This is a genomic window from Rhizobium sp. YS-1r, from assembly GCF_000757525.1.
In the GTDB taxonomy this organism is placed as follows: domain Bacteria; phylum Pseudomonadota; class Alphaproteobacteria; order Rhizobiales; family Rhizobiaceae; genus Neorhizobium; species Neorhizobium petrolearium.
In genome coordinates this window covers 26162-48692 of record NZ_JPYQ01000024.1, presented here as the reverse complement: position 1 = coordinate 48692, position 22531 = coordinate 26162, and the positions used below count along the sequence as shown (strand labels likewise).

Genomic DNA, 22531 nt, shown 5'->3' with positions numbered 1-22531 from the left:
GATGAAACCGGCCTTAAGGTTGCCCCACATCCCTGCGGTGGTTATGCTCTTTGTGCCGGAGGAAACAGGAGGCGCGGCCCGCGGTCGCGCCGCCATGCTATGGGAGGAAGACATGCCCGGTTTGGCCCCCGCTTTTTCCGATCGCGAAGATGCTGGCAGGCAGCTTGCGGAAGCGATGCAGTCGGTGCAGCTTCAGGATCCTGTCGTTGTGGCACTTCCTCGCGGCGGCGTGCCTGTCGCCTTCGAGATCGCACAGCGGCTGGGAGCGCCGCTTGATCTCCTGATCGTGCGTAAGATCGGGGCACCCGGCCATCCGGAATATGGTATCGGAGCGGTGGTCGACTGCAAGGAACCGCATGTGGTGGTGAGCGAAGAGGCTGCCCGCCACTTCCGCATTCCGCCGGGATATCTCGCCACCGAGCGGGAGCATCAGTTGGCCGAGATTGAACGCCGGCACCGCATATATTTCGGCGAAGATGAGCCGCAGGACCACGATCATGCGGGCCGTGATATCATCCTGGTCGATGACGGCATCGCCAACGGGAGCTCGATCCGCGCCGGTATCCATGCGCTGAAGGAGATGGGCGTCGGCTCGATCTGGATCGCCGTGCCCGTCGCGCCGCACGATCTCGTGGAATCCCTGCGGGAAGAGGTCAATGACATCGTCTGCCTGTCTGCGCCGCAGCACCTCGAGGCGGTGAGCGCGCATTATGCCGATTTCACGGAAACGACGGACCAGGATGTCGTGCGCCTTCTGAAGGAAGCCCGAAGGCTGAACCGGATGATCCATTGAAATCATAGATGGACGGTGGTCAGGAGCGGCAGGTGATCGGAGGCGCGGCGGGTCAGCGGCGTTGAGATGACCTGTACGTCTACCGGCGTGACCTCGCTGGACACGAAGATATGGTCGATCCTCAATAGCGGGTAACGTGACGGGAAGGTTGCCTTGGGTTTTGCCTTCAAACGAGATTGTACGTCAGCCATCCGGCGGGCGACGGTTTTGTAGGTGGCGGTAGACGGAGTGGAATTGAAATCTCCGATCAGGATACGAGGCTTCTGATGGCAGGCGGGGCTCCCGAGCCAGGAGGGGCCGAGAAGCGCGCCGATCTGGCTGATCCGGTCACGGCCGCGCAGTCCGAGATGGGTATTGAACACCTGCAGGCAATGATCGCCGACCTTGATCTCCACCCATATCGCACCACGCGGTTCGCCAACGGAGGGCAAGCCTCCGCCCTTGATCATCCTTGCCGGCAAAGCAGTGAGGATCGCGTCTCCATAGCGTTCTTCAGCGACGTTGAGGGCTGGATGGAAATGAAATTCCATGCGCAGCAGAGAGGCGATAGCATGAGCCTGATCGACGCCGCCGGTGCGGCTGCGGCCGACATCCAGTTCCTGCAATCCGATGATATCGGGTTCTACGGTTGCGATGACTTCAGCCACTCGCGCAGGGTCAAGCTTGCGATCGGTGCCGATGCAGCTATGGACGTTGTAGCTCAGGATTTTCAGGCGAGGCCCCTCGAAGGATGGTGGAACTGTCGGATCGTTCATAGGGCAGGGAACACCTTTGCCGGTTTTTCGTTCCCGTCCACATATAACCACTCGCGGGAAAGGGTATGACCTTCAGGCGTTACATGGTGAAGCTCCTCGTCGGCGCGGCGATCTGCCTGGCGATCTTCCTCGTCTATCGCAGTCTGGGCCGCTATACCCTCGATGAAATCGAGGAATCGGTCCAGTCGATTGCCGGTTTCCGGCTGGCTTCCGCCTTTTCCTTCGTCGTCCTGTCCTATCTCTGCCTGACCGGCTTCGATACGCTCGCGGTGCTTTATACCGGCAAGCGGCTTGCCTACCGGCAGACGGCGCTTGCCTCGTTCACAGCGCTTTCGATCGGGCACAATGTCGGGCTTGCAGCCCTGAGCAGCGGCGCCGTGCGCTATCGGTTCTATTCGCGCTGGGGGCTGACGGCCGAGGAGGTTGCGAAGGTCATCATCTTCTGCGGGATAACGGTCGGGCTCGGGCTTGCGACGCTTGCCGGCCTGGCATTGTTGCTGCAGCGGGGCGATGAACCGAACCTTATCGGGCTTGGTGGCCCGGCGAGGATCGCCGTGAGCCTCCTCTGTCTTGCCATACCGGCCGCTTATCTGTTGCTTTGCGGCTTTGTACGCCGGCCTCTCTGCCTGCGGACATGGCGTTTCGAGCCGCCGGGAACAAGAATTGCCCTCGGCCAGATCGTCATTGGCGCGCTCAATTTTGCATGCGTTGCCGCCTCGATCCGCCAGCTTCTCGCGACGTTCACCGACGCCGGTTATCTTGAAGTGGCGAGCGCTTACGTGACGGCGAATATCGCAGCCCTCATCAGCCATGTGCCGGGCGGGCTCGGAGTCCTTGAGGCGACGATGCTCGGCATCCTGCCGTCGACCGCCTCGATCGGCGCCCTGGTCGCCTTCCGGGTGCTCTATTTTTTCGTGCCACTGACAATCGGCGTACCGATCTTCATCGTGACCGAAGCCTATTATCGCCATCGGGGCGGCAGGTATTCAGAACAGACGGTGATGTGACAGGCTGGAGAAGAAGTTCCGAAGTCCGTTTCGGATCAGCGGGATCGGCCAGAAGGGCTGTTTCGGATCGATGATTCCGGTGCCGACCATGGATTCGGTCTCGCCTTTTTCGGGATCTATATCGAAGGATCGCAAGCCGCGCGGCTTGACGTTCAGCCTGTCGATGGCTGCCAGCATGGAGCCTGTCTCGTTGATGATCCGTGCCACTTCGGCCGGTTCGGCATCGAGATGTTCCGCCAGAAGGTCGTTGCGCAGAGCAGCGATGGCCTGCCTGCCGGCAGGATCGGCGGTCTCGACGGCAAGATCGCATTCTGTGTCCAGTCCCTCCGAGCGATTGTTCAGATTGGACGATCCGACACGCGCGAAGCGATCATCGACGATGATCACCTTGGAATGCACGATGATCTCCCGTTCGCCGCCTTTGCCGTCCGGCACCGCGGCATAGAACACACGCAGCCGGCCGTGTCGGTCGGCCCGCTTCAGGCGGCGGATCAGACGATTTCGGTTGTGACCCATCATCAGCTTCTCCAGGAAGCCGTGGGATTCACGGGTGACGATGACGACGACCTCCGGGCCGTCGGCCCGGCGGAGCCGTCTGGCAAGGGTGCGGGCCACGCCAAAGGAGGCCAGGTATTGGGTCTCTATGTAGAGATGCCGCCTGGCGCTGCGCAGCGCGTCGTGGGTCAGGCGGATCGCTTCACGGTGGCCGAGGCGGCCTTTCCACCTCCACGGTTCCGTGAGGGCAAGGCCGGTGCTGCAATGGGTCAGCGCCGGTTTGAGATCTGCCGGCCAAGGCTTTTCACCGGGAATATGCTGAGGGGTGAGGACTTCGCCGGTGGCCTTCTTCCAGCGTCGTCGCGCCACATCGCCGATCAATCGCGCGATATCGCCGGTTACGATGGTCTGCATGTCGTGGAGCGGTCCATAGGGCGTGCCATCCGGCGAGCAACGCAGGGGATTTGTAGCTGCATGGCTGCGGTCGTCCCAGCGGCGGGCCGTCAGGTCGATGCCGCCGAGGAAGGCTGTGTTGTCGTCGATGGCGACGATCTTCTGGTGATGGCTGGCGCGAAGCGGATGATCGAAATCGAAATGCAGAAAGATACGGGGATGGTCGCTCCATTCCATCTTGCCGAAAATCTTCAGGCTCTTGCCGGAATAGACCGGTCCCATGCCCCAGACGAGGATGCGGATTTCGAGGGCGGGCTTTTCGTCGACCAGCTTGCGAAGAAGATCACCAAGTGTCTCTCCGTCCGGATCGTGGGGCCTCAACACGATGTTGGGATTGAAGTCCCAGCCGATGATGAAGAGCGAACTCTTGGCTTGGCGCAACACCTGGTCCAGCCGGTAAAAATAATCCTCGCCGTCGATAAGGAAGGCGAGCTTTTCCGCCGTAGCGCTACGCCAGGCGTTGCGGCCCGGCCGGATGATGGGCTCGAACTGGAATATGGATTCCTGAAAAGAAAGCGATCGCGTCTTCGTATCCACCTCAACCACCTCGTCGTGCAATTGATAAGGAAACGTGTGAATTTTATCCTTTGTTCCCGAAGGCCAATCCCGCTCCGGGAGAGAGCGGGAGGGCGGGGCCGGCAACTATTCACCTTCGGTTTGCTGCGGTGGGTTCGGCGCGACGAAATCACCGCCCGTGTCTCCAAAAATCTCCATGGAGGCGACCAGCGCGAGAAGGATGAAGGCTGCCGCGACAAGCAGCTTCCAGAGCCCGGACGTCACCAATGTCCTGCTGTCTTTCCGTGGTATCTGCCTGTGGTCCAGGTGCGTATGGCGATGGATATCCATAGTTGCCCTCCCGGCGCCTTGCGCCGGTATCGCTTTAATGTGCGGTCGGGTTGCCAGGCGGCATGTGGGCTGGCGGATTGGGATTCTCATCAGGATTGGGCACCGGCACCTCATCCGGCAGACGATCCGGTTCCGGTTCCTCGATCGGAGGCTCCGGGGTCCAGACAGGCGCCGGCATCGGCGGCTGTTCGCTGGGTTCGCGAGGATCAGGTATCATGAGAATACTCCCTGTTATTCAGCCCACAACCGTCCGGCATGGTGATTGTTCCTCGCAAATCGCCGTTTCGGAAACCGTCAAGATCCAACAGTTCCTATCGGTTCGTGGAGCCGGTGCTCGTGGGGTCGCTTCCCTGCGCCGTGTCGTTCGATATGCGGCTGAGGTAATGCCCGGCCGCCAGCAACAGCAGCACCGGAATATTGGCTCCGACGATTGAGGTCGTTCTGGTTGTCAGCGTCATGATCTTGCCCCTATGGCTAGTAAACTGCTTGCGATCCGCCTGTCGGGCGGCAAACCGGTTTTGCGAGGAAATGAGAATGGCACATGCTCGAGACAATTTCCTGGCCTGGCTTCGCGCAGCCCATGCCATGGAGGAACAGGCGGTCACCATGCTGACCGACCAATCGCGCCGGATAGAAAGCTACCCCGACCTCAAGGCCAGGATCGTCCAGCACCTTCATGAAACGGAGGCGCATGCGCAGGCCTTGAAGGACCTGCTTGATCATTTATCGGGTTGGACCGGCGCAGTGACGCTCAAGGACATGGCGGCGAAGCTTGCCGCGAAGGCCCAGGGTGTCGGCGGCATGCTCACCAGCGACGAGGTCGTCAAGGGCGCGATGACGAGCTATGCGTTCGAGCATCTCGAAATAGCCAGCTATCGCGTGTTGATCGCTGCAGCCGACGAACTCGAGGAGATGGAGGCGAAAGCTGTCTTCGAGCGCATCCTCGCGGAAGAAGTTGCCATGGCCGACTGGCTGGAAGCCAATCTCGATCCGATCACTCGCATATTTCTGATGCGGGACGAACGGGACCTTATGGCCAAGAGATAGTTTTTGGCCGGCCAGAGTGGATGGTGAGACCTTTTTAGGAGAGTTTTATTGGCTGAAGCAAAGCTGATGCGAGGAGGAAGCCCGAGCAGGATATCCGGACGCCACAAGGCTCAGCGCTCCAGCTTTCGATCCCAGCCGCGATGTCAGTTTCTCAAAGCTCCGCAATCCAACTGGACTTGCAGGTCTTTTTCATCCCGCACGCCCTGCTGGTAAAGCTGGATGATCCTTGCGGCAAGGTCGTTGGCGGCAAGGCTTCCACCGGTCAGCCCGCGCTCGGCGCAGAGACCGTCAAAAAGACGCTTGAGAAATGCAAGTTCATTCGGTTCGAAAGTGCTTGTCAGAACTGCCGGATTCATCTTTTCAGCCTCCACTATCTGGGGGCGAAAGCGCTCCTGTCTTCCAGTCGCCGCTGCCCTTATCCATAGCTGGCGATGCCCGAAAGATGACTCTTTCTCCTACCCTTTGCAAGCCAAGAACGAAGACGGATCGGTTTCGAGCGGGTGGTTTTGTTCCGTTTTCACCTGCTCGTGAATGACAGTGCTTTCTACGCGTCCAGATGGTTTGCCTCGTGATCGTGAAACTGCTCTGTCTGCCCGGGCTTCGCTACCGAGTTAGCGTTTCCGCGAATGCTTGGTCGGTTCGGCTGGACGCCCGAACGATCAGTCTGTTTCGAGCAGGAAGAATGTGGCGGGACCAGCCGGCGTGTCGTTGTTGAGTTGGAAGCGCAACGGTCCATTGCCGCTTTGAAGCGGTGCGTGTACGACGCCGTCCAGTCCGACCGGCGAGAGCCGCCAGCGACCGGTTCGATGCTTGAATTCAATCGAAAGCGTGCCCTTGCGGATCAAGACCGGCAAGGTGCCGAAATCCTCGATCACCTTCTCCTCTCGATCCCGGAACCGCATGTTCGTGTTGCGGGCGTCGGTCGCGAAGATCAGCAGCATGCGCTTGGCCGTCGCGAGAGATGCGGCCCCATCGAGCGCCGAGGCCGCAAAAAGTGCGTCGCCGTCCCCGCGTTCGATGCGGATCGTTTCGAGATCGATCGGGCCATCCAGTGCCACGAAGGCGGCGGCTTCGGTGCGCGGCGCCGATAGCGTCAGACTGCGCTTATCCCTGTCGAGCAGTAGTTCTCCGGTATCGCTCTGGAAGATGCCCTGGGCCGGGTCGGTGCGATTGTTTTCCGGCAGCAGGCCCGAGGCCTTCATGGCCGCCAGCAGTTTGCCGGCGTCTGCCTCGCCGCGCGGCTGATTGACCGCAAGCGACTCGCGCAATCCGTCCGATTGCCTGAGGCCGATGCGGGAGACGAGCGACAGCACGGTCAGGGTGTCGGGCTCGGTCGCCTGCATGTCATCCGTCAAATCCTCCTCGCCGCGGACGAGGAAGGGAATGGTGTTACGCGACATGGAGACATCGCCGCGCCGGAAGAGGAGGGCGGAGAGCGTCTCACCGGCGCGGGCGACCGGATCGAGCGCGATCGCATAGGGCAGCATGGCGCGCTTGTGGGGGAAGGGCTCGCCATATTGCAGGGCGATCGGTCCGTGCCCGTGGCGGCAGAGCATGTCCCAGCCCTGCAAGGCTGCATAGGCGGGCATCACGAGGCCGGCCTCGTAGCGATACCGGTTCCAGAAGAGATGATCGTATTCCGTGATGCCGAAAGGCTTACCGAGCCAGCGGCTTGCGGCGGCCATGCGCATGTAGGAGCCGGCATCGGCGAGCGAGCTTTCGTTCTTGATCTTCGCTCCGGGCTCATAGCTCATTACGCCGTCCTGGTAGGTGTTCATGGTGACGGCTTCGAGGTTCTGGCGGGTGAGCCCGGTCTGCACCGTCGGCCAGTTGTTGTAATCGCTGACGAGGCCGCGATAACCGAGCTCCCGCAAGACCCTGGTCATGCGGGCAAGTGCGTCCTTCTCGGTCTCGACGAAAAATGCCTGCAGATCGCGCAGACGCGGACTATCGGTATAACGTTCGACGGGCAGGCGCACCGAGGCATTTTCCAGCCGTTCGTTCGCCCGAAGATCCGGCCATGCGGCCCTAAGCGCCTGGGTCGAGCCGTAGCGTTCGCGCAGCCAGGTGTTGAATGGTTGGCGCAGGCTGTCCGGATAGGGGCGGCCTGCCCGGTCATGGACAACCGTCTCGAACTCCATGCTGTTTTCGTTGACGAGGACCACCATGGCGAGCGCGTCGTCGCGGATCGGGGCGATGCCGGTGTAGGGATTGACCCGGGTGAGGAAATCCGTGACCAGCCTTTTCCAGTGGGCGAAGGCCCTGTCCTGATAATTGACTTCGAGCTTGAGGCCTTCGGAGGGCGCCCACCGGTCGTCATGACCACCATAACCGCCGCGCCAGGAGGTGAGCCCGTCGACCATCCAGTAGATGCCGTGCTTCTTCAGCGCAGCCATCAGGTAGTGGATGCGATCGAGGATTTCCGGATCGAAATCGAAATCCTTCTGCCGGCCGAACATCAGGCTTCCGTCAATGAAATGGAAGCGGGCGATGTTGTAGCCATGCATCGCGAGCTGTATTGCGTAGACATCCGCGTCCGCGTGGTTCGGAAAGCCGCCGGATGCTGGACTCCACGCGAGCGAGGCGCAGAACAGGCGGGCCGGCCTATCCGGCGCGCCGGCTCTTGCCAGACGGCCGTCCGTTCCGGCGACAAGCCGGCTATCCCCGTCGATGGGGCCGTTCGGAAGGAAGCCGGAAAAATCGAGCGGGCTGCCGGGGGCGATGGTAAGCGAAATCTCCCGGACCGGAAGCCAGTCAGCCGGCCAGGCTGGGCTGGTCGAAACCGTGAGCGCGAGCGCCGCTGCCAGGATGCGGACCAGTCTTTTCATCTCCGTCTCCGATCTCCCGGCTCTCCACCCATCCGCCGGGATCGCGCCGTGGGGCGAAAAAGCCGAAGGGCACTGCCATCGTGTGGAACAGCCAGGCGACTACCGTATAAAGTCCGAGCTTGAAATTACCCTTCCGCCACGACATCAGCGCAACGACGGCTGCGAAAATGCCGAGCACCGATCCCAGCGCAAGGAGCTTGTCCGGGATGGCGATCAGCAACCCGAGCGAAAAGAGGATCCAGGCCGCTACCAGCGCCCAGAGCCGGAGCTCCGGCAATTCCGTCAGGAGCCGGGCAAAATAGGGCTTTCCGAACGAGGCACGCAGCAATTCGCCGATGCCGAAGAGATATTTGGTTTTCCAGCGGCGGACGAGCAGGCGATAGGAATTGACGTTGTGGCCGTAGTGCCGGACGAAGCGGCGGTCGAGGCGAAAGAGGCTCCAGCCCGCATGGCGAAGCCGGATGCCAAGGTCGAACTCCTCGTATCCGTGCAGGTTCCTGTCCGTCAGGTAGCCGATGTTCTCGACCGCAGCACGGCGATAAAGCCCGCCGCCGTTCATCCGGTCGATGGCGCCGGTGCGGTTTTCCGGGGCATTGCGCTGGACGCGGCGCGTATATTCCAGATTGTCGAGCATCATTTCCTCGACATGGCCTGTCACGCCCCCGGCCTTTGGATGACGGTCGAGATAGGCAAGCGCCTCGGGGAGGAACCCGGGATCGAGATCCATGTCGCCGTCGATCAGGCAGATGAAATCCTGCCGCGCATACTGGAAGCCGAGTTGCGGGCCGATGCCGCAGCTCGGACGCGCGGGGTTTTCGATCTGGACGATGCGGACCGGATAACGCGACGCGATCTCGACGGTGGCGTCCGACGAGCCGCTGTCGGCGACGATCACCTCGCCTCGACCGCCGGGCAGTCCTGCCAGCGCGAATTCGATCGTGCGGGCGATCCGCTTTTCCTCGTTCAGCGTCTTGATGATGACCGATACGCTCACGGCCGCTCCTTCATTTTCCCGACGATACCAGGGATTTGTAGACTTCCAGCGTGCTGCGGGTGATGGAAGGCCAGGCATAGGTCCGTTCCATTTCCCGAATGCGCGACAGGGCGGTCTGGTGACCGAAGGGCTCGGCGATCTTGCGTGCCAGAGCCTCGGCAAGGGCATCGACATTCCCGGCGGGGAAATAATCTTCCGGTGGCAATTCCACCTCGTGATTGGCGACGATATCGCTTGCCAGCACCGGCAGGCCGTAACCCATGGCTTCGAGGAGTGAAATGGGCATGCCCTCGTGGATCGACGGCAGGACGAAGAGCCCTGCCTGCGAGAACAGTGCGGCCAGCTCTTCGCCGCTCTGGAAGCCGGTCAGCACGACGTTCGGAACGCGTGCCGCCATCTCCTCGATCTCCTTCGCATAGGTCGTGCCCCGGTGATCGGCGCCGCCAACCAGGACCAGTTTCCAGTCCGTCTGCTTCAGCTTCCCGAATGCGGCGATCAGGTCGGTCTGGCGCTTTTCGGGCACGAAGCGGGCGACCATGACGATGTACCGGCGGCGCTGCAGGCCGAACCGGTCGAGCGTCGCCTTGCCGACGAGGCTCGGCCTCACGGTCACGCCGTTCGGGACATGGGCAACCTTCGCGCCGTACCGACGCTTCATCGTCTCCGCCACATCGCGCGAGACGGCGATCCTGGCGCTGGCAAACCGCATGGCCAGCCGCTCGCCTAGCTTCAGCACCCTTTTTGCCGTCGGGCTCCATTTCTCGCGGTCGTAATCGTAGCCGTGATGGGTCATCACCACCTTCAGTCCGAAAAGACGCGCCAGCGGGGTCAGCAGGCCGGGGCCGACCGCGTGGATATGCAGGATGTCAGGACGGCGGACGGCGGCATAGAGGACACCGATGAGCGTATGGGCGAAGGCCTCGAAGAGCATCGATTTCGGCGCCCAGAGCGGCGCGATGCGGATGCCGCGCCAGATCGACCCCTTCTGTTCGGCGAGATACTGGCGGCGGCCGAGCACTTCGACGTCCCAGCCGCGTGCGACGAGTTCCTGGGCAAGCATTTCGACATGTTTTTCGACGCCGCCCTGCACATTCGGGATGCCTCGGAGGCCGAGCATCATGACGCGCTGGCGAGGGGTCTCGCGCCCCACAAGGATGTCGGGAGCGTTGACGACGTCGGGTAGGGCAGGCGAGAGGCGTGGTGCCTGGCCGACGACGACACGCTCGATGCGGCGCTGCCCGGCCGGATCGGGGCGCGGAAGAGCCTGGGCCTGCAGCAACTGCGCAGGGATCTGTTCGAGCGACGACAGGTTCTCCGGAAGCTTCCGGGCAGACTGCGGGTGCCGTTTGCTCGACGTGTTGATTTTCTTGTCCATCCACCGATACCAGAAATCATTTCCTGGCGTCGGTTCTACGGAGGGAACCTTCTTATACCGGCAAGAAAAATCCTAAGATTTTAAAGGAGTTGTGCAGTTATTGAGCAAAGCGGCGGAAAAATTTGAAGACACTCGACCTATTTTGGGAATCGGCTTTTGCGACCGTCAAACCCCGGTAAGGGATTGGTAAAGATCAAGCGTTTTCCGGCGGTAGGCCGCCCGTGAGAATTCATCGGCAATCCAGGCGCGGCCCGCCTGTCCCATCGCCGCCCGCTCGGCGGCCGGACGGGAGGCGAGATCTGCAAGCGCCTCTGCCAGGCCGTCCACCGAACCGGCGGTGGCGGTCAGCCCGGTCTCGCCTTCCCGGATCATTTCCGGGATGCCTCCGATTGCGGCACCGACGACCGGGCGGCCGAGCGCATAGGCTTCCAGAATGCTGATCGGCGCATTCTCGTACCATTCGGAAGGCAGGACGAGGCCGCGCGACTGACCGATGAGCCGGAAGAGATTTTCGCCCGACAGGTAACCGGCGAAGGTGACGTCGGCTGCGGTCGAATGCGCAATTTCCTTCAGAGCCGCTTCCTCCGGTCCGGTTCCTGCGATCACCAGCTTCTGGCCCGCCCTGGCGCAGGCACGGATCAGTGTCGCGATGCCCTTTTCGGGCGCCAGTCGACCGGCGAAGACAAAATAATCGCCCTCCGTCCAGTCGGTGGAGAAATGATCCACATCGACGAAGTTCGGGATATGGACCAGCTTTTGCGCGGGCCAGCCCCATTCGATCAGTTTCTCGCAATAGAAGCGGCTCGGCACGACGATGCGGTCGACCTTGTTGCGATAGAGGCCGAGGCTCCGGTGGAGGAGCGTCTCGGCGAAGACCACGGCGCTGAGCGGCAGCGAGCCCTTGACGCAGCGGTTGACGACGACGTTGTGAATGCGGCCGCCCTTGCAGTCTTCGCAGATCGCTCCGTCGCGCAGCATCTTGTAGGAGGGACAGGCGAGTTTCAGGTCATGGGCCGTCATCACCACCGGAATGCCGGCATCTTTCAGCGTGGAGAAGATCGCCGGCGAGATATGATGATAGATGTTATGCGCGTGTGCGATGTCCGGGCGTGCCTCGTCGATCAGGCGCTTCAGGTTGCGCTGCGCTTCGAAAGAATAGATGACCTTCGCGGCCTGCGCGACCTTGTCCTTCAAGCCGATCTCGCGGCCGTATTCGATCTCGGATACGAAATAGTCCGACCATGGCGAGGGCAGGTTCTTTTCATGCTGCATGGCGAAGGGCACGACATTCCAGCCGATCTCTTCGAAAAGCGCCGTATGGTCGAAGAACACCGCCTCGGCGCCGCCGCGCCGGTAGAAATAGTTGTTGATGTTGAGAAGGCGACGTGTGTCCGCCATCGTCACCTGGACATTCGTTGGAGCGTTCATCGTGGATCAGCCTCCCAGCCCATGGCGCGCGCTGCCGCCTCTATCGTCAAAATGCGACATCCGCTTTCATGGGCATGACGGACCAGATGTTCGAAAGTCCCCGGCGTGCAGCCAAAAGGCGTCGGCGTTTCGGTAATGTCGTGGGTGAAGAAAATGAGCCAGCCAGGATTGTTCACAACCTCATCGATCCAGCAGGTCAGCCCGTGGGCATGTTCCTCGGGTTGACGGATTTCCACCGCTTGCAGCATCAACGGGTCGACTGCGCCGCGGTTGATCGCCTCGCCGGCTCCTCGACAGGTCCGGTAGCGGCTGGCGAGTTCACGGCGTGCCGGCGGCCAGGCGGCGTTATAGGGGAAGGCGAAGCTGGTGGCCGGGCGGGGAATGCCGATACCACGCAGATAGCGGGCGCTTTTGTCGAGGTCGTCGGCCAGTGCTGAGCCGTAGGAGCGGACGCGACGATGGGCGAATGTATGGCAGCCGATCTCGTGGCCTCGGCGGAAAAGCTCGAGAGAGCCTTCGCGGCTGATCAAGGTCCGGTCCGGTTCGACCAGACCTTCGATGCCACCGGCGATGTAGAACGTACCGTGCGCATCGTATTTCTCCAGGATCGCCGCGCCGTGGGTCAGGGCCGTATCCGGCACGTCATCGAACGTGAACGAGACGATCGGAACATCGGTTGCGACCGTACGGGTTCGCGGGGCCATCTTCCAGATGAGCCGGTTGCTGACCCGGTCGATCAAGCTGCCCATTGCCTCCAATGCATCAGGCATGGGCTGGCTTCCCTCTTCGCATCGATTCCTCCTCGATATGGACCGCATTCGCCTCGTAACGGAGCCCGAAGATCGCCATGCAGAACAGGAACCAGCCGATGATGTAGCCGGCCGAACTTTCATAAAGGAGGCTTTCGAGGCACGTGGTGAAGATCATGTAAAGCCAGATGCGCAGGAAAAGCCGTCCGCTATGACTTATCTTTCCCTGGGCGCCGATCTTCGAAAAGCTCCGCAGCGGCACAGCGAAGAACCAGATCAAGGAAAGAACGAGGGCGGGTATTCCGCCGATCAGCAGGATCTCCACATAGGAATTATGCGCATGCGACGCCTGGATGGCCCAGGTCTCCAGACCTTCGCCGCCATAGACCAGTTCCTGCGTGCGCCAGAAGGATTTGAGGCCGAAACCGGTCATCGGGAATTGCGAAATCGCGTTGAAGGCGAGCCGCCAGATATCGGTGCGGTTGGTGAAGGTCGCATCCACGCCGAGGCTTGTCACCAGTTCGCTCAGGGCCGGGGAAAGGGCGGCGCCTACGGCGACGAGGTTGAAGGCTGCGACCCCGCCGAAGGAAAGCGGGATGCGCAGGAGCGGGAATTTTTCGAACAGCCAGGCCAGCAGGATAATTGCCGGCAGCATGGCCGAAGCGGTCTTGCCGCCGGTGTGCATGAGAAACCATGTTGCGCTGACGACTATTGTCAGGCCCACCAGCCGCGACCAGGTTCGCATGATGAATATGCCGCAGAAGGCAAACAGCACCATGGCGGCCGCTGCATTGTTCTTGTGCGGAAAATAGCCGCGCCATAGCCCGGCATGCATGGGTTCGGAAACCTCTGCAGCCGAATGGATGGAAAAGTACGGCAGAAAGAAGATACCGTAATAGGCAAGCCCGATGCAGGCAAGCGTTCCAATCGCCAGAAGCTTGGCGAAATGGGTTTCGGACCGCGGCAGCAGCAGGCAGGCATTGGCGCCGACGACGATCAGCGATGTGACGAACAGCGCCTTGAGGCCGTTGAAGCTGTGGTTCGAGATGAGCGAGACGAACAGAAGCCAGAGGAAAAGTGTCAGCATCAGCCACCACGGCTGCAGGAGCGTGCCCCGCATCGGGGTCATCATGGCGCAGGCGAGTGCGCCGAGCGGTAGGAAGATGAACAGAAGCTGGTTGAGCCTGCTGGAATTGTCGGTTTCGATGCTCGCGGATGAAGGCAGTGTCAGATCGTAGAAAGGATTGATCGATATCGCGACGAACAGGAATATGGCGATGAACAGCAGCGAGCCGATCATGCTGCGATGGTCGATCTCAGGTGAACTTATCGCTGCGGCGGCGGGGCTGCGCATGGTCAACCCCTCAAGGCGTATCTCTGCGTATAGGCAAAGCGTTCACGGGCATCGCCGAGATGCCCCCACAATCCCAGTACCAGAGCAAGGCCAGTACCGGCCATGAAGCCACCGATCGCGCCTGCCACAAGCAGGATCAGCGTGCGCGGCGGCCAGCTTTTCGTCTTCGGCGGCACGGGCGGGGAGATGACCCGCACGTTGCTCGTGTCGATCTGCTGGCGCTCGGTGATCTGGTGGGTGCGGCCGAGATAGGTCTCGTAGACGGCGGCCTTGGCGCGCGCATCCCGCTCCAGTTCCCTGAGACGTACCTGGGCGTCGTTGTTGGTGAAGACGGTCGAACGTTCCGCGTCCGCCTTGCTGCGCAACTGGGAGAGCGTCGAGCGGGCTTCGTCGACGTCGGTCCTGGCACTTTGAAGAATGCGGTTCGCCTCGTCGGCTATGGCTTTTTCGAGCGCGGTCTTTTCGGATTGCATGGAGATCAGGCGCGGATGCCGTGCACCATAGGTGAGGGTCAGCGAACCGATCTGCTGCTGCAGCGTGTTGTAGCTCGCCCTCAGCGTTTCCATACTGGGCGAGTCGAACACGGTCGCGGTGACCGTGCGCCTGTCGGCGACGGCAGACCGCATCTGGTTGTAGCGTGCCTCGGCCTGGATCAGCTTCTGCTGCGCGTCGAGGACCTGGGTGTCGAGTGCGCTCGAAATGCGGGTGCTGGCCAGCTCGCCCGTATTGGATTCCTGGATATTGTTGTCGCGCCTGAACTGCGCGACCTTTTCCTCCGCGTCCGTCACGGCGGCGCGCAACTCGTCCAGTCGACCGGTCAACGTTGCGGCGACGCGGCCGGCGCTGTCGGCGGAGGATTCGAAGAGTTCCGCCTCGAAGGCGCGGACGATCGCCTCGGAAAGCCTGACCGACTTTTCCGGATCGGAGGTCCAGACCGAGAGCGTGACCACGAAGGAGCGTTCTTCCCGGCCTGCCTTCACCCGGTCGCCGAGTTCCATCAAGACGCCGAGTTCCTTGTCACCGGTCGGCCGGTTGCCGGAAATCACCCGGTAGAGCGGCGCAAGCAGGCTCGGTTTGGTGAATTCGGGATCCTCGGTCAGCTTCATGTCCCTGATGACCTGCATCAGGACATTGCGGGAGGTGAGCACGCGCAGCCTGCTTTCGACCTCCAGCAGTTGCGAATCTCGCTGCGGGTTGGAGGCGAAGACGTCGTCGTTGACGACGTTGAGGTTCTGCGGATCGATGATGAGGTCCGTGTAGACCGTGTAGCGGGGCGTGGCGGTTGCCGAATAGAGAAAGGCCGCAATCACGCCAATGACGGTCATGACGATGATCCAGCGCAGCCCGCCGCGCAGCCAGGAGAGAATGTCTCCCGGCGTGATTTCCGAAAGGCTGCGGACCTGCGCTTCTATGATGCCGTCGAGCGAGGATTTCTCCGGCTTTTCGGGTTCCTCGAAACGGTCCGGCGCTGGCTGCCGCGGGGTCGGGCGCCGCCAGTATTCGTCATGATCGTCATCGCGCTCATCCTCGATCCGCTTTCCGGTTTCGAACCGGTCGTCATTGAGGCGATCGAGAAGCGAGCCGCGATAAGGCATGCCGGTGCCCTGGCCGGTGGACGCAGCATATGATGCCGGTCGTCGGTTCTCGGGCTCCTTCGGCCGGTACATGCACACCTCCAGCCATGCAGCCTTCGCATGGGAGAGACCGCGTTTCAGCAAATAACATCGCGTCAATCACTAGGTCAGCACGATGAATATCGCGTTAACCAAGGCATTGGTCCTATCGAAAGTCCGTCAGCAGGCGGCTCCAGCTTTCGGATGCCAGGCCGCCGACGAAGATGTCGTTGCGGGTCGCCGCTTCACGGATATCGGAATGCCGGGTCACCATGCAGAAATAGCCGCGATGCTTGAAGCTCATCTGCCGCTGACGCATCAGCGCATTCATCAGGAAAGGCTGAGCCGTGCCATGGGCGGCGGCATAACCGGATGCGGCGAGATCGGCGAACATCTGCCCGACGACATCGAATTCGCGGCCTTCGAGACAGAGGATGTTGAGCACATGCGCCGCCTCGCCCGGCTTGCCGAAGAAGAGGTAGCAGCCGATCGTGACGCCCTGGCCGTTTACCACGAGCTTGCAGCGGAGCCGGCCGAGCGAGATGTTCGATGCAGCGGTGTCCATCAGCCACAGCAGGTCGTCGCGCGACCAGTCCGGGCGGATGGCAAAGCGTTCCGTCATCCTGCCGGCGCAGGCGAAGAATTCGTCGAAGCCCGCCTCGATGGAGGCCGTGCCCTCGGGGCTCGGCGGCGTGAAGGCTGCGAAGCGGCGCCTAGCGGCGAGATCGGCCGGCTTCAGGAATGGGGAAAGCGGCAGATACCGGGCAAGCGGCAACTTTTCCCGGACGCGATTGAACCCGGTATGGAAGGGCCGGAAGGTGCGGCGCCATTCGAGGCTCTGGATCGGCAGCATGAAGCCGCCGCCGGTCGTCCAGTGATCGGCGCTGACGGGGGAGGCGTTGTCGGAAAAGCAGAGGTCGGGTTGTGAAAGCCGGACCGCCCGCGCCAATCTCGCAGCACCCGCAAACCCTGCCTTGCCATCCGCCATGAAGGCGCAGAGAAGCCGGGCCGTGATCCGGCGGCCCGCAGCGTGAAAGGCCATCGGAAGTGCAAGCAGCGCGCTGTCGATGCGGCCTGCGCCATCCTCATGCACGATGCTGCCGTAATCCGGCGCATATCCGGGGTTCTTCAGGAAAACGCGATCGAGGTAGTCGAGGAGATCCTGGCGCGGCTCTTCGTTTTTCCTGCGGAACGCCTTGTTGAAAAGCCGCCCGACGGATTGAAGATCGGCAACCTCCATCGGTCGCACGCCATGGGCATGTTCACGAGCAGCGACGGAGGTTTGAGGACGAAGCGCCTGCATGAGGCCGGGCTGAAGATTCATTCGGCAGGCTCCCCAACCGCAAGGCCTGCCTGTCTCCTGCTCTTGCCGACCACGTGGGAATAGACCACCCAGGCGGCGAGCGCCATCGCGATTTCGATGACATAGTATGAGACGAAGGTTCCGGTGGGCGGTGCGTACCACGTGGCCAACGCGGCCAGTGCCGCTCCGAGCAGGCTGCCCAGACCAAGGACGGACGCACGCGCACCCTGGTGGCCGGCTGCGCCGAGAGCCTCCACGGCGATCGCCCAGCATGTTACCGGAATGACGACCCAGCAGAGGATCCGGACGAACAGCACCAGCGAGGTGTAGTCGTGGCCGAAGAGATAGGGCAGGACGGGTGCGAGGATATAGACTGCAATGGCAGCGCCGATGCTGATCGCGATCGCCGCCGCAAAGATTTTCGAGACTCTCTCCGTCGCCTGATGCAGGCCGCCGAGGCTCGCTTTGGCGGTGCCCGGATAGACGATGCGGTTCAGCGCGTCGACGGACAGATAGCTGCTTTCGATGATCCGTCGCGCGACGCTGTAGCTTGCGACGATCTCGGCCGTGGTGACGAGGCTGAGCACCAGGAGATCGGCGTTCTGGCGCGCCGCCTTCAGGATGAACGGAATGCTGAAGAAGAGGCCGAGCTGCAATTCTTCCCGGACGATCCGGAATTGCGGCCGGCCGAGGTTGCGAAGTGCCCTGATGCAGAAGGCCAGCATGATCGCATGGGCGGCGAACTGCCAGACGATCCAGCCGGAGAGCGTCGAGACGCCGAAAACGAGGCAGGCCAGCACGGCGGCTGCGGTGCGGATCAGCGCGAAGCCCATCACCACCTTGTTGGCCGAACCGAAATCGGAAAATGCGATGAAGACCTGCTCGGAAAAGAGGATGCAGCGCACCAGGACGATGTTGGTCACCAGCATCATGGCGATTTCGATGCTGTTTACAGCCGCGTTGGGAGCGACTTCAAAGAAGAAGGGCAGGATGATCGCGCCGATCACGACGAGCAGGATACCACTCACCGAGATCAGGATGATGTTGTGCCCCAGCATGGCCGGGTACATGGCGTGGTCGCGGGCGACGCGCCGCACCAGGCATTCGGTGGCACCGACGCCGCAGAGATGCACGGCGATCGCCGCAACCGCGGTGATCGCCACGAACAGACTGAATTCGTGGACGCCGAGAAATCGGGCGAGGATCGCAAACGTCAGGAGCTGGGCTGCCGAACTGACGATCAGGCTGCCGCCGGAAGCTGCATAGGACATGGCCATCGGCACGAGTCCGCGATAGCGCCGCAGCTTTCCGATCGCGTGGGGCATTGTCATGCTCGGCCTCCTGCCGCCGCTGCGAGGTTCGGTATGTCTGCCGTCGCGCGGGAGCTAAAATTCTTCAGCCAGAGCTGGGTGGAAAGAATGCCGACGAAGGCGGCGTTGTCGCGGAAGCCAGAAACAGGCTGCGTACGGCACTTCTGATGAAGTTTTTCCACCGCCCGGGCATTGAAGAGGCCGTTGGAGGTGATGGCCTGTCCGCTCAACATTTCGCTGACATAAGCCTGCTCTTCGTTTCCGGTGAAGGATCGGCTGTCGGGCGCGCGATAGGGTTGTTTCGGCCGCTTGCTGATTGCCTCCGGCAACAGGTCCTTCGCCACACGGCGCAGAATATGCTTTTCCTCGAGGCCCCTCAGTTTCATGCCGGGCGGCAGGCGACCCGCGAACTCCACCAACCGATGATCGAGGAAAGGGAAGCGGCCTTCGATGCCATGCGCCATGGCCATGCGGTCCCCCTGGCTCGACAGGATATAACCGGGCAGCAGGAAGCGGCTTTCCAGGTATTGGGCCTGATGCAGCGGGTGCCAGCGGCCGAAATTTTCCGGCAGGCGCGAGGAGAGTTCTTCGGCTGCGTCGTAAGTGCCGAGCGTAGCGCGCAGGTCGTCGGAATAGAAGATCTTGGCGGCTGCTGTGGTGCGAAAGCGGGGCCGGTGCGAGAAGAGCGGATCGTCCATCGCGTCACTGCCGGCGCCGAAAAAGGCGGCGAGATACTCCGCCGACTGCTGTTTGAGGCCCGGGAGATAGGGGTAGAGCTTGCGGAAGAGATGCGGCCTGATCCTCGAGCCCGGCTGGCGGGCGGAGAAGCGGCGCACGCGCGCCTCGCGGAAGATGTCGTAGCCGGCAAAGACCTCGTCGGCGCCTTCGCCGGTCAGCACGACCTTCATGCCTGCCTCGCGGACGAGGCCGGAAAGGCGATAGAGCGGGGCGGGCGCGGTGCGCAATACCGGCCGCTCCGTGAAGCGGACGACATCCGGGAAGTTTTGGGCAATATCGGCCGGGCCGCAGGCGACGGCGCGGTGATGTGTGCCGAGCGCACGGGCGACTTCCATCTGGAAGGCGCTTTCGTCATGCTCGGCGTCGTCGAACGTGACCGAGAACGTATTGAGGCCGTTCGGAGCCATCGGCGCAGCGAGCGCCGTGATCAGCGAGGAATCGAGGCCGCCGGACAGATAGGCGCCGACCGGCACGTCGGCCCGCATGCGCAGACGCGTGGCATCCGTCAGCAGCGCTCTCAGCTCCTCCTCGCTCGCAGCCTCATCGGCCTGCCTGTGGTCGCCGGCATCGGGGAAGTCGAGGGTCCAGTAGGGGCGAATGTCCCTTCGCGTGCCCTCGGCGATCATCAGATGGCCGGGTTCGAGCTCGAAAATGTCCTTGAACGCGGTGCGCGGCGGGATCGGCGTCCAGAGTGTGAAGATCTGGTCGAGCGCGACGGGGTCGAGTTCCGCCTCGATGCCCGGCACTTCAAGCAGCGCCTTAATTTCCGACGCGAAGTAGAGCGCACCCTTGTGCTCGGCATAGAACAGCGGCCGCACGCCCATCCGGTCGCGGGCCAGCATCAGCCGGCGTTCACGCGCATCCCAGATGGCAAAGGAAAAATCGCCGTTGAGGCGCGACAGGCAGGCTTCGCCGTAAGCGGCATAAAGCTGCAAAAGCACTTCCGTATCACTGCCGGTGCGGAAAACGACCCCGCGCGCCTTCAACTCGTCACGCAGTTCGACGTAATTGAAGATCTCGCCGTTGAAGACGATCGTGAAGCGGCCGTCGCTGCCCGTCATCGGCTGCTGTCCGTCAGAAAGGCCGACGATCGAAAGCCTGACATGGGCAAGCCCCACACCCGATGCGGCGAACACGCCCTGGCCGTCCGGCCCGCGATGGGCGATCGCATGCGCCATCGATGACAGGAGGCGCTCCGGCTTCCCGAAGCCGCATGCCTCACCAATGAAGCCAGCAAAACCGCACATCTGTTTCCATCATGAACAGGGACTAGTGCCGTCGTTCATAAAGCGAAATGCTTGCCGGTACCCTTACATGATCGGTAAAATTCGAATTGTGTGCAAAAGAGGTTCACCCTGGCTGCATGCTGAGGATGACGGTCGGCCAGAGTTCCGAGACGGTCGGATGGATTGGAACCGCCCAGCGCAGCTCGTCGAACGTTGCGCCGGCATTCATCATGTCGAGCACGCCGTGGATCGACTCGTCCCCGCCGGTGCCGAGGATCGCGGCCCCTAGAATCTGCTTCGTCTCCGCATCGGCGACGATTTTCATCAAGCCCTGCGTCTCGCCTTTTTCGACCGCGCGGCCGACCTGGGTCATGGGCCGGCGCCCGACGAGAATCTTCCTGCCAGCCTTCTTCGCTTCCGTCTCGCTCATGCCGACGCGGCCGAGCGGCGGGTCGATATAGAGCGCGTAACCGAGCAGCCGGTCGGAGACCTTGCGGTTCTCGCCGTCGAAGAGGTTCGCCGCGACAATCTCGAAGTCGTTATAGGCGGTGTGCGTGAAGGCGCCGCGGCCATTGCAATCGCCCATCGCCCAGATGCCCTCGACATTGGTCGCGAGATCTTCGCCGACCTTGATATAGCCGCGTGCGTCCGTCTCCACGCCCGCCTTGTCGAGACCGAGGTCGTCGGTATTCGGGCTGCGGCCGACCGCGAGCAGGATATCCGAGCCGATGACCTCCGGCTCGCCTTCGGTGCAGTTCACCCCAACCGCGACGCCATCCCTGTGCTTGCTGAAGCGGATGCATTCCGCGCCGGTGCGGACCTTGATGCCCTCCGCTTCGAGAATGCCGCGGACAGCCTCGGAAATCTCTTCGTCCTCGCGGCCGATGAGGCGGGGGCCTTTTTCGACGATTGTCACCTGCGCGCCGAAGCGGCGGTACATCTGGGCGAATTCGAGCCCGATATAGCTGCCGCCGACGATGACGAGATGTACCGGCACCCGGTCCAGCATGACGATGTCGCTGTTGGTCATGTAGGGCACGTCGCCGATGCCCTCGAAATCCGGGATCGCGGCGCGTCCTCCGACATTCAGGAAAATCTGCGGAGCGGTCAGAAGCTCGTCGCCGACGCGCACCGTATCCCTGCTTTCGAAGCGGGCGTGGCCGCGGATCAGCGTGCATTTCGGCATGCCTTCCAGCCAGCTTTCGTTGCCGTGGCGGGAATCGAGCGTCACCTGATGCGAACGGCGCATTACCGCCGGCATGTCGATCTTCACGGGGCTGTCGAGCACGACGCCGTAATCTGCGCCGCGGCGGGCGAGATGGGCGGCATAGGCGCTGGCGACGAGCGTCTTGGTCGGCTTGCAGCCGGTGTTGACGCAGGTGCCGCCGACATGCTTGCGCTCGATGATCGCAACCGTCTTGCCGGCGTCGTTGAAGCGCCCGGCAAGCGACGGGCCGGCCTGGCCTGCTCCGATGATGATCGCGTCAAAAGTTCTCATGGTGTGACCGGGACGGGCAGAGTGGCGACGATGAGATAGGCGCCGATGATGGCGACCGCGTCCTCGATGAAGGCGGCGGGCGGGTCCTTGCCGAAGCTGGCGGCCAGCCTGGAGCGGGCGGCGGCCCCGCCATAGGTGCCAACGACCGCTCCGATGATACCGGCGATCACGCCGATGACGACGGAACTCATCCCCATTGCCGCGAAACCGGGCATGCTCAACGCGGCCCCCGTCAGAGCGCCCATGACGAGCCGAGCACCGAACTGCTGCGGCACCTTGCGGCTCGGCGTCGAGGGAAGCTGGTCGGTGACGAGTTCGACGACCGCCAGGATCGTGAAGACGCCGACGGCCCAGACGGAGCCCATGAAGGCCAGCCATGAGCCGGAGAGATCGAGCCAGCCGAGATAGGCGGCCCAGGCGATGGCAGCCGGTGCCGTCATGGCGCGAAGGCCAGCCACGACGCCGATCAGAAGTGCAAGCACATAAACCATGAGACCCCCGTTTGCCGTTGTCGACCTTGACCTGCCCGGTTGCAAGACTGTTCCCGACCTCGCACCCGGTCAAGCAAAACTTGTATAAAGCTTGGCATATGTCTGCTTTAAAGGGCTTGAGCGCCCGCAAAGCGTGTATTCGGTACGGTGTCAGGATTTTATGGAAATCGGTTGTGCAAGGATTAAAATGGCCGTCTAATTCCGTTAGAAGCACCGGGAGGATGGAGG

At 62.1% G+C, this 22531-nt stretch carries 21 protein-coding genes; 3 read left to right on the top strand and 18 right to left on the bottom strand.

What is annotated here, in order from left to right; genetic code table 11:
• The first annotated feature begins 112 nt into the window (after window positions 1-112).
• Window positions 113-793 carry a phosphoribosyltransferase family protein gene (locus JL39_RS16310; protein ID WP_037153647.1) on the top strand — a complete coding sequence of 227 codons (681 nt, stop codon included), beginning with the start codon at window positions 113-115 and terminating at the stop codon, window positions 791-793.
• Window positions 794-795: 2 nt separating this feature from the next.
• Here JL39_RS16310 and JL39_RS16305 read toward each other — a convergent pair whose 3' ends face one another.
• Window positions 796-1548 (bottom strand): endonuclease/exonuclease/phosphatase family protein, encoded by a 753-nt coding sequence (locus JL39_RS16305; protein ID WP_052182918.1) that lies wholly within the window; start codon window positions 1546-1548, stop codon window positions 796-798.
• Between the two features lie 65 nt (window positions 1549-1613).
• Between JL39_RS16305 and JL39_RS16300 the strand changes: the two genes are divergently transcribed.
• Window positions 1614-2555: a UPF0104 family protein gene (locus tag JL39_RS16300; protein WP_037152658.1), complete on the top strand. Its 942-nt coding sequence runs from the start codon at window positions 1614-1616 to the stop codon at window positions 2553-2555.
• On the opposite strand, the gene JL39_RS16295 is transcribed toward JL39_RS16300, so the two are convergent.
• From JL39_RS16295 to JL39_RS31960, 4 genes are all read right to left on the bottom strand, one after another.
• Window positions 2535-4040, bottom strand: a complete 1506-nt coding sequence (locus tag JL39_RS16295; RefSeq protein WP_037153645.1) for a phospholipase D-like domain-containing protein — start codon at window positions 4038-4040, stop codon at window positions 2535-2537. The two genes, JL39_RS16300 and JL39_RS16295, sit on opposite strands and share 21 nt — an antisense overlap.
• A 105-nt stretch (window positions 4041-4145) precedes the next feature.
• On the bottom strand, window positions 4146-4349 hold the full coding sequence (locus tag JL39_RS16290; protein ID WP_037152655.1) for a hypothetical protein: 204 nt from the start codon (window positions 4347-4349) through the stop codon (window positions 4146-4148).
• A gap of 34 nt (window positions 4350-4383) precedes the next feature.
• Complete coding sequence (locus JL39_RS16285) at window positions 4384-4563, bottom strand: hypothetical protein (protein WP_152601170.1); 180 nt, start codon at window positions 4561-4563, stop codon at window positions 4384-4386.
• Window positions 4564-4660: 97 nt separating this feature from the next.
• On the bottom strand, window positions 4661-4807 hold the full coding sequence (locus tag JL39_RS31960) for a hypothetical protein (protein ID WP_161784768.1): 147 nt from the start codon (window positions 4805-4807) through the stop codon (window positions 4661-4663).
• A 76-nt stretch (window positions 4808-4883) separates the two neighbouring features.
• On the opposite strand from JL39_RS31960, the gene JL39_RS16280 reads away from it, so the two are divergent.
• Window positions 4884-5396, top strand: a complete 513-nt coding sequence (locus tag JL39_RS16280) for a ferritin-like domain-containing protein (RefSeq protein WP_037152650.1) — start codon at window positions 4884-4886, stop codon at window positions 5394-5396.
• 143 nt (window positions 5397-5539) lie between these two features.
• On the opposite strand, the gene JL39_RS16275 is transcribed toward JL39_RS16280, so the two are convergent.
• From JL39_RS16275 to JL39_RS16215, 13 genes are all read right to left on the bottom strand, one after another.
• Complete coding sequence (locus tag JL39_RS16275; protein WP_152601151.1) at window positions 5540-5752, bottom strand: hypothetical protein; 213 nt, start codon at window positions 5750-5752, stop codon at window positions 5540-5542.
• Window positions 5753-6055: 303 nt separating this feature from the next.
• A complete protein-coding gene (locus tag JL39_RS16270) occupies window positions 6056-8224 on the bottom strand; it encodes a hypothetical protein (protein ID WP_037152644.1) in 2169 nt (722 codons plus the stop codon).
• Window positions 8151-9218: a glycosyltransferase gene (locus tag JL39_RS16265; protein ID WP_081952866.1), complete on the bottom strand. Its 1068-nt coding sequence runs from the start codon at window positions 9216-9218 to the stop codon at window positions 8151-8153. The genes JL39_RS16270 and JL39_RS16265 overlap by 74 nt, the downstream gene beginning before the upstream one ends.
• A 10-nt stretch (window positions 9219-9228) precedes the next feature.
• Window positions 9229-10338 carry a glycosyltransferase family 4 protein gene (locus JL39_RS16260; RefSeq protein ID WP_227705206.1) on the bottom strand — a complete coding sequence of 370 codons (1110 nt, stop codon included), beginning with the start codon at window positions 10336-10338 and terminating at the stop codon, window positions 9229-9231.
• Between the two features lie 420 nt (window positions 10339-10758).
• Window positions 10759-12021, bottom strand: coding sequence for a glycosyltransferase family 4 protein (locus JL39_RS16255; protein WP_244446905.1), 1263 nt, complete (start codon window positions 12019-12021; stop codon window positions 10759-10761).
• Window positions 12018-12791 carry a polysaccharide deacetylase family protein gene (locus JL39_RS16250; protein WP_037152641.1) on the bottom strand — a complete coding sequence of 258 codons (774 nt, stop codon included), beginning with the start codon at window positions 12789-12791 and terminating at the stop codon, window positions 12018-12020. Before JL39_RS16250 ends, JL39_RS16255 begins: the two co-directional genes overlap by 4 nt.
• Window positions 12784-14124 carry an O-antigen ligase gene (locus JL39_RS16245; RefSeq protein ID WP_052182917.1) on the bottom strand — a complete coding sequence of 447 codons (1341 nt, stop codon included), beginning with the start codon at window positions 14122-14124 and terminating at the stop codon, window positions 12784-12786. The genes JL39_RS16250 and JL39_RS16245 overlap by 8 nt, the downstream gene beginning before the upstream one ends.
• Before the next feature lie 2 nt (window positions 14125-14126).
• On the bottom strand, window positions 14127-15791 hold the full coding sequence (locus tag JL39_RS16240; RefSeq protein WP_052182916.1) for a GumC family protein: 1665 nt from the start codon (window positions 15789-15791) through the stop codon (window positions 14127-14129).
• Window positions 15792-15903: 112 nt separating this feature from the next.
• Window positions 15904-17061 carry a hypothetical protein gene (locus JL39_RS16235; RefSeq protein WP_037152637.1) on the bottom strand — a complete coding sequence of 386 codons (1158 nt, stop codon included), beginning with the start codon at window positions 17059-17061 and terminating at the stop codon, window positions 15904-15906.
• The gene (locus JL39_RS16230) at window positions 17058-18365 is read right to left on the bottom strand and encodes a lipopolysaccharide biosynthesis protein (RefSeq protein ID WP_037153635.1); all 1308 of its coding nucleotides are present in this window, start codon (window positions 18363-18365) and stop codon (window positions 17058-17060) included. The genes JL39_RS16235 and JL39_RS16230 overlap by 4 nt, the downstream gene beginning before the upstream one ends.
• A gap of 2 nt (window positions 18366-18367) precedes the next feature.
• Window positions 18368-20335 carry an asparagine synthase (glutamine-hydrolyzing) gene (gene asnB, locus JL39_RS16225; protein ID WP_052182915.1) on the bottom strand — a complete coding sequence of 656 codons (1968 nt, stop codon included), beginning with the start codon at window positions 20333-20335 and terminating at the stop codon, window positions 18368-18370.
• A 103-nt stretch (window positions 20336-20438) separates the two neighbouring features.
• The gene (locus JL39_RS16220) at window positions 20439-21812 is read right to left on the bottom strand and encodes an FAD-containing oxidoreductase (protein ID WP_037152634.1); all 1374 of its coding nucleotides are present in this window, start codon (window positions 21810-21812) and stop codon (window positions 20439-20441) included.
• Window positions 21809-22303: a DUF4126 family protein gene (locus JL39_RS16215; protein WP_037152631.1), complete on the bottom strand. Its 495-nt coding sequence runs from the start codon at window positions 22301-22303 to the stop codon at window positions 21809-21811. The genes JL39_RS16220 and JL39_RS16215 overlap by 4 nt, the downstream gene beginning before the upstream one ends.
• Window positions 22304-22531 lie beyond the last annotated feature (228 nt).